At 62.4% G+C, this 14,404-nt stretch carries 12 protein-coding genes and 1 pseudogene; 7 read left to right on the top strand and 6 right to left on the bottom strand.

The genetic code is table 11. From position 1 onward, the window contains the following. Positions 1-517: 517 nt before the first annotated feature. Positions 518-643: pseudogene (locus ACX93L_RS13735) on the top strand (DinB family protein); the annotation flags it as partial. 82 nt (positions 644-725) lie between these two features. Here ACX93L_RS13735 and ACX93L_RS13730 read toward each other — a convergent pair. Continuing rightward, a complete protein-coding gene (locus ACX93L_RS13730; protein WP_459405339.1) occupies positions 726-2,321 on the bottom strand; it encodes a methyl-accepting chemotaxis protein in 1,596 nt (531 codons plus the stop codon). Position 2,322: 1 nt separating this feature from the next. Next, positions 2,323-2,622, bottom strand: coding sequence for a hypothetical protein (locus ACX93L_RS13725; RefSeq protein ID WP_169589076.1), 300 nt, complete (start codon positions 2,620-2,622; stop codon positions 2,323-2,325). A 265-nt stretch (positions 2,623-2,887) separates the two neighbouring features. Between ACX93L_RS13725 and ACX93L_RS13720 the strand changes: the two genes are divergently transcribed. Then, entirely contained in the window at positions 2,888-4,054 is a 1,167-nt protein-coding gene (locus ACX93L_RS13720) for a GGDEF domain-containing protein (protein WP_459405338.1), read from the top strand. Positions 4,055-4,172: 118 nt separating this feature from the next. Then, a complete protein-coding gene (locus tag ACX93L_RS13715; RefSeq protein WP_459405337.1) occupies positions 4,173-6,062 on the top strand; it encodes an ABC-F family ATP-binding cassette domain-containing protein in 1,890 nt (629 codons plus the stop codon). 28 nt (positions 6,063-6,090) lie between these two features. On the opposite strand, the gene ACX93L_RS13710 is transcribed toward ACX93L_RS13715, so the two are convergent. Together ACX93L_RS13710 and ACX93L_RS13705 are read right to left on the bottom strand one after the other, a co-directional pair. After that, a complete protein-coding gene (locus tag ACX93L_RS13710) occupies positions 6,091-7,245 on the bottom strand; it encodes an MFS transporter (protein WP_459405336.1) in 1,155 nt (384 codons plus the stop codon). After that, on the bottom strand, positions 7,242-8,549 hold the full coding sequence (locus tag ACX93L_RS13705; protein ID WP_459405335.1) for an HdeD family acid-resistance protein: 1,308 nt from the start codon (positions 8,547-8,549) through the stop codon (positions 7,242-7,244). The genes ACX93L_RS13710 and ACX93L_RS13705 overlap by 4 nt, the downstream gene beginning before the upstream one ends. A gap of 275 nt (positions 8,550-8,824) precedes the next feature. Between ACX93L_RS13705 and ACX93L_RS13700 the strand changes: the two genes are divergently transcribed. The 3 genes from ACX93L_RS13700 to ACX93L_RS13690 all read left to right on the top strand — a co-directional run bounded on the left by ACX93L_RS13700 (position 8,825) and on the right by ACX93L_RS13690 (position 11,281). Further along, on the top strand, positions 8,825-10,162 hold the full coding sequence (locus ACX93L_RS13700) for a TadE/TadG family type IV pilus assembly protein (RefSeq protein WP_459405334.1): 1,338 nt from the start codon (positions 8,825-8,827) through the stop codon (positions 10,160-10,162). Between the two features lie 10 nt (positions 10,163-10,172). Continuing rightward, on the top strand, positions 10,173-10,682 hold the full coding sequence (locus ACX93L_RS13695) for a TadE/TadG family type IV pilus assembly protein (protein WP_459405333.1): 510 nt from the start codon (positions 10,173-10,175) through the stop codon (positions 10,680-10,682). Positions 10,683-10,756: 74 nt separating this feature from the next. Next, positions 10,757-11,281, top strand: a complete 525-nt coding sequence (locus ACX93L_RS13690; protein WP_459405332.1) for a TadE/TadG family type IV pilus assembly protein — start codon at positions 10,757-10,759, stop codon at positions 11,279-11,281. A 59-nt stretch (positions 11,282-11,340) separates the two neighbouring features. On the opposite strand, the gene ACX93L_RS13685 is transcribed toward ACX93L_RS13690, so the two are convergent. Continuing rightward, the gene (locus tag ACX93L_RS13685; RefSeq protein WP_459405331.1) at positions 11,341-11,790 is read right to left on the bottom strand and encodes a DNA polymerase III subunit chi; all 450 of its coding nucleotides are present in this window, start codon (positions 11,788-11,790) and stop codon (positions 11,341-11,343) included. 20 nt (positions 11,791-11,810) lie between these two features. Then, on the bottom strand, positions 11,811-13,310 hold the full coding sequence (locus ACX93L_RS13680; protein WP_459405330.1) for a leucyl aminopeptidase: 1,500 nt from the start codon (positions 13,308-13,310) through the stop codon (positions 11,811-11,813). A gap of 216 nt (positions 13,311-13,526) precedes the next feature. On the opposite strand from ACX93L_RS13680, the gene ACX93L_RS13675 reads away from it, so the two are divergent. Then, on the top strand, positions 13,527-14,303 hold the full coding sequence (locus ACX93L_RS13675) for a phosphatase PAP2 family protein (protein ID WP_459405329.1): 777 nt from the start codon (positions 13,527-13,529) through the stop codon (positions 14,301-14,303). Positions 14,304-14,404 lie beyond the last annotated feature (101 nt).

Below are 14,404 nucleotides of genomic sequence, written 5' to 3'. Positions count from 1 at the left end.
ACGCTCTGTGATCTGGCGCACCGCATCGCGCTTGAACTCTTCCGTGAAATTGGCTTTGCCCATGTAGGCCTCCTTGCCTCAGTTTTTGGGGAAGAAGGCGTCTACAGATCTAGCGGCTATTCATTCCCCTACCCGAGGCCATGGAGCAATCCCATCATCGGTCTGTGCAGCAGGCGTCGAGCTACTACAATCGCGCAACCCGACGGAGTGGCAAAGCATAGCGCCTGATGGGTTAGTTCATTCAGGACTTTCACAGAAGCTCTTGCAAAACAAGAACTATGGCCGGGTTTGACGTCGTTGCCAGATTTCACGCTCGAACTTTAACGCCTGATCGAACGCACGGCGCGAACTGCGCCTAGAAGAGGCACACCGGGCAGCGAGCCGCGTGTCTCGCTGTAACGCAACGGGAACGCATGGCACGCAACTTGATGCGATTCACTGCTATCCAGCGCATATCGGGCCTGCGCATATCAGGGGTTTCCGATAGACCACTGCGCCCCATGACTTAGCAGAGCAGCATCACGTCAACCACCAGACCCACCACCTTGGTCAGAGACACATGACACTGACGGCGCTGGGCAGGCCGTCGCTGGCGCTCGATCTTTTCTTCTTCCTTCGCCAGCAGGGGGAGGAATGGCTTTAAGCCGCGCTTACGGTACCCTTCAATGCGAAGAAGCCGGCGGATCGCTCCGCCGGCTTCCTGTCTCGGCAATCCGGTTTGCCGGTCAGGCGGCGCGTTGGCGCCTTGTATAGTTGTCGCCGGCTGAGATCTGGAATCGGACCATCAGCTGCTCCAGCGAGGATGCCTCGTTGGCGAGTGACTGGATGGCGGCAGACGATTCCTCGACCATTGCCGCATTCTGCTGGGTATTGCGGTCGATATGGCCGATGGCGGAGTCGATTTCGGTCAGGCCCGTCGACTGTTCGCGTGCGCTGCGGACGATCTTTTCGACTTCCTGACTGATCGCATTGACCTCGTTGGCGATCGCATGCAGTGCCTTGCCGGTCTCGTCGACGAGCGAGACGCCGTTGCGCACCTGCTCGCTCGACGTGTTGATCAGGGCCTTGATCTCCTTCGCCGCGTTTGCCGAACGCTGGGCAAGTTCACGAACTTCCTGGGCGACGACGGCAAAACCCTTGCCGGCCTCACCGGCGCGAGCGGCTTCAACGCCCGCATTGAGCGCCAGGAGGTTGGTCTGGAAAGCAATCTCGTCGATGACCGAGATGATGTTGCCGATCTCACGCGAGGAGGTCTCGATCTTGCTCATCGCCTCGACGGCGTTGGTGACGATCGAACCCGAACGCTCGGCACCGGTGCGGGCGTGTTCGACCATGCGGCCGACATGGTCGGCGACGCTGGCCGTCTGCTTGACGGTGTCGGTGACATTGCCAAGCGCGCTTGCGGTTTCCTCGATCGAAGCGGCCTGACGCTCGGTGCGTGCGGAAAGGTCATGGTTGGCATGGCTGATCTGGCCGGTGCCGTCGCGGATGATGCGAACGACGTGGCTGACCTGGCCGATGACCGATTCAAGTCCCTCGACAGACGTGTTGAAAGAGACACGCAGCTTGTCCAGTTCACCGGCGAAGGTGTCGGAGATGCGGTGAGAGACATTGCCCGCCGCAAGCTGGGTCAGCGCCTCGTCGAGCTTGTCGACCACGAAGCGGACGGCTTCGGCTTCGCGTGCCTTTTCCTCTTCGCGCATCGCCCGCATCTCTTCGGCATGGCGGTCGGCCTGGCGGGCCTGTTCGGCCATGGTGGTGGCCTTGCGCTCCGCACTCGTCGCGGTCTCGACTGCCGTTTCCGACGCCATGAAGGCGCTGACGACCGAGTGGGTGAGTGCGATCAGAACGCCGCTCTGCAGGATCAGGACGACGGCGTGCAGCACGACGCGGGAGAAATCCGAGTCGCCCGGGAAGATAGCCACAGGCATGACGAAGAAGAGCAGGATGTGGTGAACGGCGACCAGCGCCGCATAGCCGACGATGGCGCGCCAGTCGATCCAGACCGCACAGATCGCCAGAGAGGCGAAGAAGTACATGTGGATGTCGATCTGCAGCGCCGAGCCGGAGAAACTGTAGACCAGAACCGCAACCGTCGCGGCATGGGCCATGGACGTGACGACACGGGTGGTGGGGCCGGTGCGATCCTTCATCCAGGTCGCGGTTGCGGACCCGACGATCAGAAGCGAGGCGACGAGTACGAAGACGTCGAAGCCGTCGGCCCGCAATCCGTTGCGGAGCGCGATCAGTGCAAGGTTCAGCCACAGGAGCGCGACGATCCCCGTCGAAGCCTTGTGGCGCAGAGCGTTCAGAGCATTCATGTCAATTTCCTTCGAGGCAGCCAACTGCCAAATCATGGTTCAAGACAAGGAGAGCGCCAGCGCGCATGAGCCTGCCGGCAAAATCATTTGCATCGGAATAGGCAACCGAAACCCATGCATACCGTCCGGACCACACGAGACGACCGCCCGCTTCTCCGATCACCTGCATGTTCCCGCTCGCATCTGCTTGCGGGTCCGTCACGACCAGGACGAAAGGCCCGGCAGGACGCACCCAGACCGCTACGACGAGCAGCAGAAAAAATGCGAAATTGGCCAGGACGATCGACTTCTGGATAGCCATAGTCGCTGCTCCTTGTGCTTCCGCCCACCGCTCCTCATTCAGTGGCGTCACTTCGCGACGAAAGGAACCCTCCAGTCCCCACAGATGTCGCGCTGCAAGATCAGACTAGCGGGCGCTAACTAAGATTTCATTAAATTGGGTAGAAGCGGTTGAGTGTCCGCAGGAATGAACGCCAGACGGGAAACGCCCCGGCCCCGGCATTCAACGAGTGTTAACCCTGCCTCGACATCGACCGGTGGATTTAACCGATTTCTGAGAAATGCCGGTGACATTCGCCCGCAAGGCCCTGATCGGGCATCCGAAAACAGACCGGACCAATCCGGCGCAGGATGAGGGAATTGCCATGCACAACGATGCGAGCGCAGCACAGCAGCACCACGCAGCGCAGCGCGCTGCGGCAGGGCATGACCTGTTGCAGAAGGTGGCCGGCTACATGGCCAAGCACATGATCGGAGGGCTGCCGCGCAACTACGAACTGGTGCACGAGGCCCTGAGCGGCCGCCACCCGGGGCTCGCCCGCGACTTCGCGTCGCTCGGCCAGCGGCCGAGCCAGCATGACCTCGACCAGATCGGCCTCAAGCATCGCCTCGTCAGCCATTGCGGGCTTGCCGAGGAGAAGCTCCAGTCGGAAACCTCGAGCGTGCTCGAGAAGATCGCGGAGCAGGTGTCCCTCGGCGTCTTGCACAAGCAGACCTTCGCACGGGCGCTCGAAACGATCCTCGGCTCGATCCGCGAAGACGAAAACCGCGGCATCGCTGAACTCATCGCCGAACTCGACTTCCTCAACGCGGCGACCGGTGACCTTCTCCATGCCGAGACGGAACTCGGGCTCAAGCTCAAGGCCGGTCTTCAGCAGATCGAGGGCGCGAGTCGTGCGGTCGAAGCCGCGCGAACCGCCACCGAGAAGGACCGGCTGACCGGCCTGCCGAACCGCATCGCGTTCATGAACCGGCTCGATGCGCTCTACAATCAGGATGTGCCCCCTGCGGATTGCGCCCTTCTGATCGTCGATATCGATGACTTTCGCTCGATCAACCACCAGTTCGGCGAAGACGCGGGCAACCGTCTCCTGCAGCGGCTGGCGGCAATCTTCCGCAAGACGATCAAGAAGCATGATTTCGTCGCCCGCGTCGACGGAGACGACTTCGCCTTCCTCTTGAGCGGGGTTTCGAGCGAGGATGCCTTCACCATCGCCGAACGCCTGCATGCGGCCGTGGAGAACAATCTCGTCTTCGCCACCGAGCACGGCTCCACCCATGGCGGGCTCGGCCTGTCCATCGGCTTTGCCCTCTGCAACGACGCGGATCAGCCGATGCAGCTTTTTGCCCATGCGGAGGCCGCGCTGAATGGCGCACGCGCCAATCCGCGCCAGCCGATCTGCGGGTATCCGCTCGAACGGCACGGCCGCCACATCGGGCGCCACGTGGCCTGACGCAACCGCTTCCCGCTGTTGCGCCTGCGCAACCTGACGACCTGCTCTGGCGGCACACCCGCCGGAGCCTCCCCGCCCCGCTTGCCTTTGCCCGCCAGTTCGGCGAAAAGCCAAGGCCATGATTACCATCAACGACATTACGGCCCGCATTGCCGGGCGCCTGCTGATCGACCACGCAACCGTGTCTCTGCCCTCCGGCACCAAGGCCGGCCTCGTGGGTCGCAACGGCGCGGGCAAATCGACCCTGTTCAGGATCATCACCGGCGATCTCTCGCCTGAGTCGGGATCGATCTCCATCCCGAAGAACGCCCGCATCGGCCAGGTGGCGCAGGAAGCCCCCGGCACCGAGCAGCCGTTGATCGAGATCGTTCTGGCTGCAGACAAGGAACGCGCCGCCCTCATCGCCGAGGCCGAGACTGCGAGCGACCCGCACCGGATCGCCGAGATCCAGACGCGGCTTTCGGACATCGGCGCCCATTCGGCGGAAGCGCGCGCTGCCACCATCCTTTCCGGCCTCGGCTTCGATCATGAAGCGCAGTTGCGCCCGGCATCGTCCTTTTCCGGGGGCTGGCGCATGCGCGTCGCGCTGGCAGCCGTGCTGTTTGCCGAACCGGACCTGCTGCTGCTCGACGAGCCGACCAACTATCTCGACCTCGAAGGCACGATGTGGCTGGAGGACTATGTCCGGCGCTATCCGCACACCGTGATCGTGATCAGCCACGACCGCGACATGTTGAACAATGCGGTCAACTCGATCGTGCATCTCGACCAGAAGAAGCTCACCTTCTATCGCGGTGGCTATGACCAGTTCGAGCGGCAGAAGGCCGAGGCTGACGAGCTGCAGATGAAGGCCAAGGCCAAGAACGACGCGGCGCGCAAGCACCTGCAGAGCTTCATCGACCGGTTCAAGGCCAAGGCCTCGAAGGCCAAGCAGGCGCAGTCCCGCGTCAAGGCGCTGGAGCGAATGGGGACTGTCGCGGCGGTGGTCGAGGACCATGTCCAGCCGATCAGCTTCCCCAAGCCGGAAAAGCAGCCGGCATCGCCGATCGTCGCCATCAATGGCGGCGCGGTCGGCTACGAGACGGGCAAGCCCATCCTCAAGAACATCAATCTCAGGATCGACAACGACGACCGCATCGCGCTCCTCGGCTCGAACGGCAACGGCAAGTCGACCTTCGCCAAGCTGATTGCCGGGCGACTGCAATTGCAGGGCGGCGAGATGAAGCAGCCGCCGAGCCTGTCGGTCGGCTTCTTCGCCCAGCACCAGCTCGACGACCTGATCCCGAACGAGACACCGGTCGACCACGTGCGCCGCCTGATGCCGCTCGAACCGGAAGCGAAGGTTCGCGCCCGTGTCGCGCAGATGGGCCTTGCTACCGAGAAGATGGCGACTGCCGCCAAGGATCTTTCCGGCGGCGAGAAGGCGCGGCTGCTGATGGGGCTCGCCGCGTTCCACGCGCCGAACCTGCTGATCCTCGACGAACCGACCAACCACCTCGACATTGACAGCCGCCGGGCACTGATCGCCGCGCTCAACGACTATGACGGCGCGGTCATCCTGATCAGCCACGACCGGCACCTGATCGAGGCGACGGTCGACCGGCTGTGGCTCGTCAACAACGGCACGGTCACGAACTTCGACGGCGACATGGAGGAATATCGCAGCCTCATCGTGTCGTCCGGCAAGAAGAAGGACGAGAAGGACAAGGCCGAGAGCTCCCAGGAGCAGGTCAACAAGGCCGACCAGCGGAAGGCGGCGGCCGACCGGCGCGCCTCGCTCGCGCCGCTGAAGAAAAAGATCAATGAAATCGAGTCGCTAACCAAGAAGCTGGAGACATTGATTCAGGGTCTTGATGCGGAACTTGCAGACCCGGTGCTCTACGAGAAGTCGCCCGCCAAGGCTGCCGACAAGGCAAAGCAGCGCGGTGAGGCAGCCGCAAAACTCGCGGCCGCCGAGGAACAGTGGCTGGAACTCTCCACGGAATACGAAGAAGCGATGGCGGGATAATCTCCCGCCTCGTGCCCAAATCGTCCTGTCAGCCGTCGCGGCGGAAAATGGCGGTCACTGCGAAGAGACCGCAGGCGACGGCGGCGAAGACAGCAAGACCATGCGTGCCTGCCTGCATGGAGAAACCCGCGAGAAGCGGCCCTACCAGTGCGCCGGCTCCCCAGGTCAACCCCATCAGGGCATAGATGCCGACGAGATCGCCGCCCGAAAAGCGGCTGCCGACCACCGTCAGCGTCAGGGTATAGATCCCAACGAACACGCCGCCCCAGACGAAAAGCAGCACGTAGGTGGCGAGCTCCGAATGGAGCGCCCAGGGCCAGAGCGCCGCGCCGAGGGTGGCAAGAACCGCACAGCCGACGATCAGCTTGCCGCGGTCGACCATGTCGCCCAGCCAGCCGATCGGAAGCTGAAGAACGATCGCTCCGAACATCATGACGAACATCAGCCGGGCCGCGTCCTCCGCCTGCCAGCCCAGCCCGATCGCGTAGAGTGCCAGGAAGGACAGACCGGCGGATTCGACGGCCGCATTGAGGGTGATCGCACCGATCGCAACCGGCGCGATCCCGAGAAACCGCAGCGGATTTCCCGAGCTCGGCTTCTCGAAGGGCGGCGCGCGCACCGCCGGAGCAAGGACCAGTCCCGCCGAGCACAACGAGACAACGGCTCCGATGACGAAGGGCAGCGTGCCCTCGGCCCCGACCAGCGACAGGATGAGCGGCCCGAGCGCTAGGCCGAGTGCCAGCGCGGCGGTATAGGCGGCCATCGCCCTTGCCCGCGTGTTCTCCGTGCTCAGTGCGTTGATCCAGGTCTCGGAGACGACGAACAGAGCTTCGGCCGCCATTCCGAGCAGCAGGCGCAAGGGGAACCACAGCCACATGTTCGAGACCAGCCCGAAGGCGACAAGCACACAGGCCGAGGCGACGAGTGACAAGAGGATGAGACGCCTCGGGCCAAGATGGGCGACAAGCCGGGGAAGAAACAGCGCAGTGATCAGGACGCCAACCGCGTGCATCGCAGCGTTCACGCCGATCATCGTTTCGCCGGCGCCCTGACGCGCCATATCCATCGCGATCAGCGGGGCGCTCAGCGAGTAGGTCAGACCGAACATGGCGGCCGTCGCGATGACGGCGGCACGCGACACGATATCGGAGGAGCCCTGCGCGGGTTCGAAGGTCGGCGTCATCGGGCGATCTCCCGGCCGAGCATGCTGACGGCGCGAAGTCGCAGGCCCTGAAACAGGCGCACAGGCCAGGGAACATGGGTGGGCTCGACGAGGCGCTGCAAGGCCCGCGCATAATCGAGCACCAGGCCTGGCGTCCAGCAAAGATGGGCAGCGCGGGACCGGATATAGGCCGCCTCCCACAGCGATGGCGTCAGCATGAGCCGGCACAATCTGAGCCAGGGCGAGCGGCATTCGAGGCTGGCTTCGAGGCCTGCCTCCAGCGCACCGGCAACCGCGATCGAGCAGTTTCGGTTGGTGACATTATAGGTGGAATGTTCGCAGTAGCCCCGGATGAAACCCTCGAGATGCGCAGGGTCAAGGCGAGTGAAGACGATCTCCTCATCGGCCGGCGTCCAGATATTGCATTCGTGCTCGTAGGACGGCTGGAACAGGCCCGGCACGTCGTTGTCCGCTCCGGCATAGAGGACTTCGGTCACCTGGCATTCGCCCGGATCGATCTCGTTCGCCGGCCAATGGCTGAGATAGAAATCCGGGCCCATTTCGATTGCCGCATGCCCGATGGACAGCTCGCCATGCTTATCGAGGGCCGCAAGATAACGATCGATGATGGGTCGACGCGGTTGCATCTCGACGGCACCGGCCGGTGTCCAGACCAGCACGCGCATGGTCCGGTACCGACTGGTGCGGACCGGATCGTCGGGAAGATGGCGCACATTATCGTTCCAGCCGCGGACGCAGAACATCGGGTGGGCGTAGAGCGGTTCCTCCACGTTGTGCCGCCTCAGCGTGAATGCCAGGCGCACCATCGTGATGCCCGACATCACCAGCAGCAGGCTGACGCAGAGCGGAATGTTGAGCCGCGACGGCAGCGGCCACTCGCTCACAATCAATACGGCCAGCAAAATCTCGAAACTGCAGGCGATCAGGGCATGGCCCCACCGGCGAAACCGCACGAGCGCGACGGTTGCAAGGCGTGACAGACCGTCGATGACGAGGCCGGCGGCAAAGAGCCAGTTGAGGATGGGTTCGCTGCGCATGGACGGGTCGAGGATCATGGCGCCCAGCACCAGCATCACGCCCGCCTTTACACGCTCGGCATTGCGGCCGGCATTTGTCGTGCGAAACGCCATTCCGAAAAGCGCCATGAGTCCCTGGATGAGGAAAAGCAGACCAAACAGCTGCGTCGCCAGCGTGGTTAAGCCGTCAGAAACGTCGGCGATGACAGCAAAGCCAAGTGCAATGGTCAGCAGGCCCGCTACGGCGGGCTCCCACCAATCCTCACGGAAAGCCCTGCCTCCAATCAACAAGAAAGCCAGTTTTATCATATTAAAGATGTCGCAAATATAGAAACGCCCGCACTTTCAACGGGATTAGCGGTTCAAATAATAACGCCGCTTTACCTTGGACACTTCAAACTCGATCAAGCCCAAAATTGGCCTATCAGCTCTGGCTCTCGCTTTGTCATTTCGGTCCAGAAACCGCTTCAACCGGGCGATTAACTCAAGTGTAACGGCGCCGCACTATCATCCGCCCCGATATATCTCTCCGCGCATCGAGCGCTTCACAGTCGGTATTGTGTATGACACGTCAGTTGCGGAAATTTCTCGCCCATCGCGGCGGCAACATCGCCATAACCTTCGCCCTGCTGCTCGTTCCGGTGATCACCGCGGTGGGGATGAGCCTCGACTATGTCCGCGCCTACAACGTCAGAACCAAGATGCAGGCCGACCTGGACACCGCGCTGCTGGCGGCGGTGCGGAGCGTCGGAACGCTGAATGACGCAGCAATCGAGAAGCGTGTGAAGGACTGGTTTGCGGCCCAGACCGACCTCACCGATAGCGGCTATCTGCTTGATGATATCGATATCGACACCAGCGGCCAGAAGATCAGTGCGATGGCGCGGGTCGCGGTGCCGACCACTCTCCTCAAGATCGCCGACATCAAGCAGGTCGACGTCAGCGTCAGTTCAACCGTCGCCGGACCGGGGGAATCCTTCCTCAACGTCTATATCGTGCTCGACAAGTCAGCCTCGATGATGCTGGCTGCGACCAGCGCCGGGCAGACGGCAATGCTCAACACTGCAGGCTGCGCCTTTGCCTGCCACGTGTCCGAGGGCTCCCACACCTATAATGGCAAGACCTACTCGACCAACTACGCGCTGGCGAAAGCGATGGGCGTACAACTGCGCACCGATGTTGCCCTCGACGCGGTCAAGGAAGTGCTCGACATGATCGACCGCTATGACAGCTCGCACAACCGCATCAAGGTCGGTCTCTATTCGGTCGGCCAGACGGCAACGGAAGTGCTCTCCCCGACCTTCTCGACGACCGATGCGCGCAAGAAGCTGAGTGACAACTCCGCCGGACTGAACAGCGCGACATCGGCTGCGGCCACCTATTTCGACTACTCTCTGACGGCCCTCAAGAAGATGGTCGGCACCGCCGGCGACGGCCGCACCGCAAGCGCTCCGCTGAAGCTCGTGCTGATGCTGACGGACGGGGTGCAATCCGAGCGCAACTGGGTCCACCAGACGTCGAGCGGCATCCGCTTCCCGACTGCGGTCGACAGTCTGCGCAAGGCGACGACGCCGCTCAATCCGCGCTGGTGTGACGACGTCAAGAACCTCGATGCCAGCTTCGGCGTGCTCTATACCGAATATCTGCCGATGACCTACGACTGGGGTTACAACGTCACTGTCGGCGAGAAGATGTCGACCAGCGTGTTCGCGTCCGTCTGGGGAGGTACGATCAAGTCTGCCTACAAGAGCAAGCCGCGGCAGGAATACATCCCGGTGGCGCTTGAAGAGTGCGCTTCCAGCAGCGACCTGTTCATCCAGGCGGACTCCTCGTCGGAGATCGAAGCCGGGCTTTCCAAGCTCTTCCAGCAATATGTCGCCAAGGTCCGACTGACCAACTAGGAGAGCGGACATGCGGCTTCACCAGAGACTGTTGCGCGACGAAAAGGGCGCGGCCGCGATCGAGTTCGCGCTGCTGGCTATGCCCTTTCTGATGCTTGTCTTCGCCATCCTCGAAGTATCGCTGATGTTCTTCATCGACAGCGGCCTCGATTCGGCACTGCAACGAACGGCCCGCGAGGTCAGGACTGGCGCGGCGGCGTCCAACAGCTGGGACCTGCAAAAATTCAAGGCTCGCGTCTGCGAGAACATGACATTCTCGTTCGGCTGCTCCGATACCCTGCTCGTCAGTACGCAGGTCATGAGCGATTTCTCTTCGCGCAGCTACAAATCCGGCGTGCAGAATGGCGTGCTCAGCGTTCAGGAAAGTTTCTCCCCTGGCGGATCGGGGGACTATGTCCTGATACAGGCCTACCTGCCCTGGGACAGCACCCTCGCTTTCGCGGGGATCAAGGCCCACACGCTGCAGGACGGACGCTACGTTCTGGCCGCCGCCGCCCTCTTCCGAAACGAGCCCTTTTGATGTCCGATCATCCCCACGTCCCAGACTGCCAGCGGAGAATGACGACCCGGAAACGCTCTCTGCTCGGTCAGTTGATGTCCGACCGAAGTGGCATCTCCGGTCTGGAATTCGCACTCCTTCTGCCGCTGATCATCGCGCTCTTCGCAGCAACGCTCGATCTCGGTGAAGCACTGATGGTCAACCGTCGCCTCAACCAGATCGCCACGACGACAAGCGATATAACATCGCAGGAACCGACCTGGACCGCGTCATCGATCCAGACACTGGTCGAGGGCACATCGAGCATGCTCACGCCCTTCGACGCGACGGCCCTCAAGGTACAGGTCTCGGTCCTCAATGTGAGCTCGACAGGCACCGCAACCGTCGCGTGGTCCTATGGCTACCACACCGCCGCCCTGTCCAAGGGTGCGGCCTCGCCCGTCGCCATTCCCGCGACGATCGCGGAGAGCGGCGTGCAGATGGTCGTGACCGTTGTCGACTACAACCTCACCACCGTCTTCACGTCCTTGCTTTCCAAGGTCACCGGGCTCGAAAGTTACCATCTCGGCAGCACGGCGCTGTCCCGACCGCGCGTCGGAAACGCTGTCGAACTTCTCTAGGGTGCCACATCTGCGCAGGGTCGGCGCTTCGGACTCCGCCATCTGAGGAGCAGCGTCGGTCAGGCCTTCTTTTCCCAGCGGCCCTCGTTGTTTTGCTGCCAATAGGTGAGCTTGTGTCCAGCCACCTTCAACGTCTTCCAGTGACCGCGTGCGCTTTCGAGCTGCGGCTGGTCGTGGCCATCGAAGACGAAGACGACGCGATCGTAGTCCAGTGTTTCCGGCGGCTCGGCACCGTCGACGAGGAAGCGGACGCTCGCGCCGTTCAGATTGTCCGGTCCGGTGGTCAGAAGAACAGGCTGACTCTCAGCCCCTTCCGACGCATCGGTAGCGTGCGGCAGGAAGCTCTCTTCCCGGAAAGTCCACAGATGGGCGTCGAGCGCGTCGCGGCGGCTGGCTTCGGGCGTTTGCACCGCCACCCTCCAGCCCCGCTCGACGCTCTTTTCCAGGAGCGGAGGCAAGGCATCCTCAAGCTTGGATTCCGTCAGATGATAAAAGAGGATCTCGGCCAAAGTCCCTGCCCTGCCTGTCGTCACGCTTCGTAGTTGGTGCGAACCAGCTCATCGAGGAGCCGGACGCCGTAGCCCGATCCCCAGGACTGGTTGATCTCGTCGGCGCGCGAATCCATCGCAGTGCCGGCAATATCGAGATGAGCCCATGGGGTATCCTTGACGAAACGCTTGAGGAACTGTGCAGCGGTGATCGAACCCGCGTGGCGGCCGCTTGAGTTCTTCATGTCGGCGAACTTCGAGTCGATCATCTTGTCGTAGTCCTTGCCCATCGGCATCCGCCACAGGCGTTCGTTGGTGACGAGCCCTGCAGCCAACAGCTTATCGGCCAGCGCATCGTCGTTCGAGAAGAGGCCGGCATGCAGATTGCCGAGTGCCACCAGGATCGCCCCGGTGAGCGTCGCGAGATTGACCATGAAAGCCGGCTTGAAACGGTCGTTGCAGTACCAGAGCGCATCGGCCAGCACGAGGCGGCCTTCGGCGTCGGTGTTGATGACCTCGATCGTTTGGCCGGACATCGAGGTGACGATGTCACCCGGACGCTGGGCATTGCCGTCCGGCATGTTTTCCACCAGACCGATAATGCCCACGACATTGGCCTTCGCCTTGCGGGCTGCGAGCGCATGCATCAGGCCGGTCACGGCGGCCGCTCCGCCCATGTCGCCCTTCATCTCCTCCATGCCGGCGGCCGGCTTGATCGAGATGCCGCCGGTATCGAAGACGACGCCCTTGCCGACGAAGGCGACCGGCTTCTCCTTGGCCTTGCCGCCTTTCCACTGCATGACGACGAGGCGCGGGGGGCGGACCGAGCCCTGGGCGACGCCGAGAAGAGCGCCCATGCCGAGTTTCTTCATGTCCTTTTCGGTGAGAACCTCGACCTCGACGCCAAGAGACTCCAGCTTCTTCGCCGTCGCCGCGAACTCTTCCGGCCCGAGCACGTTTGCCGGCTCGTTGACCAGATTGCGGGCGAGGATAACACCGTCGGCCACCGCCTCGGCATCAGCGAAGGCCTTCTTGGCTGCCGCAGCTTCGGCCGTGACGATCGTGACCTTGACGGCCTTGTCATTTGACTTGGCGTCATCGTCCTCGCCATTTTTCTTGGTCTTATAGATGTCGAACTTGTAGGAGCGCAGCAACAAGCCAAGCGCAAAGTCGGCCGCTGCCTTCGAAGACACGTCGAGGCCGGCGACATCGAGGAAGATCGTCGCCTTTTCCACACCCTTCAACGCGGCGGCAGCCTTGCCGCCCGCCTTCAGCCAGTCGTGGCCGGAGACGGCGGCCGTCTTGCCGAGGCCGATTGCCAGGATGCGGTCAGCTTCCGAGCCGTGCGGAGCAACGATGTCGAGGGTGGACATGGACTTGCCCGTGAAGCCGCCGATCTTCGCCGCCCGGGTAAACACGCCCGCCGGATCAGCTTCGGCAGCACCAGACGGCGCCTCGGCCTCTGCGGTCTTCAGCAGCACAGCGAGGCCGCCGGTGATACGCTGGGACTTGGAAAAGGCGATTTCGATCTTGCTGGACATGGCTACTCCATAGGGCAAAGAAAATACAGGAATGGACCGCGATCATGTCCTTTTCCGACCGGAAGGCAAGGAAAACCACGGCGATCGGCTCGACAATCCCCGCCTCACGCGGCAGTGATCGCGGGCCTCTTGTCAGGTCAAGCGATGTGCGGGTAGTTTCCGGCCGCCCTCAGCCCGGTGGGCCGACGCATTCCACACTTGCAAACGGGAAAGCCCTTGCCGAAGCAGACACACACCACCCTCATCGAGGCGGTCCATCGCGACCGGGATGCCCGGCGGGCGGTGATCCTGGCGCTCGTGCTTCTTTCCGTGTGGCTGCTCCTGCTGGCCGCATTCCATTTCCTGCCTGCGTTGGATGTTGCAATGAGCGCCGCCTTCTTCGAGGCGACGGCTTGCGCAGAAGGAGCGGCGGACGGCATTGTCTGTGGAGACTTTCCCTATCAGCGCGACACTTTGTTCGTGTTCCTGAGGCAGGTGCTCTTCTACATTCCTTCATTTGCGGCAGTGATCGTGATCGTGGCCCTCATCAGGGCGTTGCAGCATCACGGCGCGACCTTCCAGCCGAAGAAGGTGCGCGACCATTCGATCGCACTGCTTACTCTGTTCCTCGGTCCCTACGTGCTCGTCAACCTGCTGCTCAAGAGCTTTTCCGGACGGCCGCGGCCGCACCAGACCGACGTCTTCGGCGGTGAACTGCCCTTCATGCCCGCCGGCTCCTTTGCGGGCGGCTGCGAGAACAACTGCTCCTTCATCTCCGGGGAGGCAGCGGGGGCCGGATGGCTGATCTGCCTCATCCCCCTCCTGCCGGTAAAGATGCGCCCGGTCTTTGGTCCCGCCTTGATCGCGGTATCGCTGGTGACACCGGCGTTCCGCGTCTCCTTCGGCGGTCACTATCTTTCCGATGTCGTGCTCGGCTGGCTTTCATCACCCGCCGTCTTCGCGGTGCTGCTTGCCGTGTTCGAAATAGCGCGCGTCCGAAAAAACACCCTCTGACGATGGTGAAATCCCGTCACGGCCTGTCGCCAAATTGCTTCAAGCGTCGTAGAGAGAGCCTGTCCTTATTCGCGGACATGCGTCGGAAACGCAGTCTTCAG

The organism is Rhizobium sp. CAU 1783 (assembly GCF_054551725.1).
The sequence above is the reverse complement of the archived record's forward strand: the minus strand, read 5'-3'. Positions and strand labels throughout refer to the sequence as shown.

Bases quoted from the DNA above. Each gene is read 5' to 3' on its own strand.
- ACX93L_RS13690 (WP_459405332.1), top strand. From the start codon at position 10,757: ATGTCCGACCGAAGTGGCATCTCCGGTCTGGAATTCGCACTCCTTCTG.
- ACX93L_RS13700 (WP_459405334.1), top strand. From the start codon at position 8,825: ATGACACGTCAGTTGCGGAAATTTCTCGCCCATCGCGGCGGCAACATC.
- ACX93L_RS13695 (WP_459405333.1), top strand. From the start codon at position 10,173: ATGCGGCTTCACCAGAGACTGTTGCGCGACGAAAAGGGCGCGGCCGCG.
- ACX93L_RS13715 (WP_459405337.1), top strand. From the start codon at position 4,173: ATGATTACCATCAACGACATTACGGCCCGCATTGCCGGGCGCCTGCTG.
- ACX93L_RS13725 (WP_169589076.1), bottom strand. From the start codon at position 2,622: ATGGCTATCCAGAAGTCGATCGTCCTGGCCAATTTCGCATTTTTTCTG.
- ACX93L_RS13710 (WP_459405336.1), bottom strand. From the start codon at position 7,245: ATGACGCCGACCTTCGAACCCGCGCAGGGCTCCTCCGATATCGTGTCG.
- ACX93L_RS13680 (WP_459405330.1), bottom strand. From the start codon at position 13,310: ATGTCCAGCAAGATCGAAATCGCCTTTTCCAAGTCCCAGCGTATCACC.
- ACX93L_RS13730 (WP_459405339.1), bottom strand. From the start codon at position 2,321: ATGAATGCTCTGAACGCTCTGCGCCACAAGGCTTCGACGGGGATCGTC.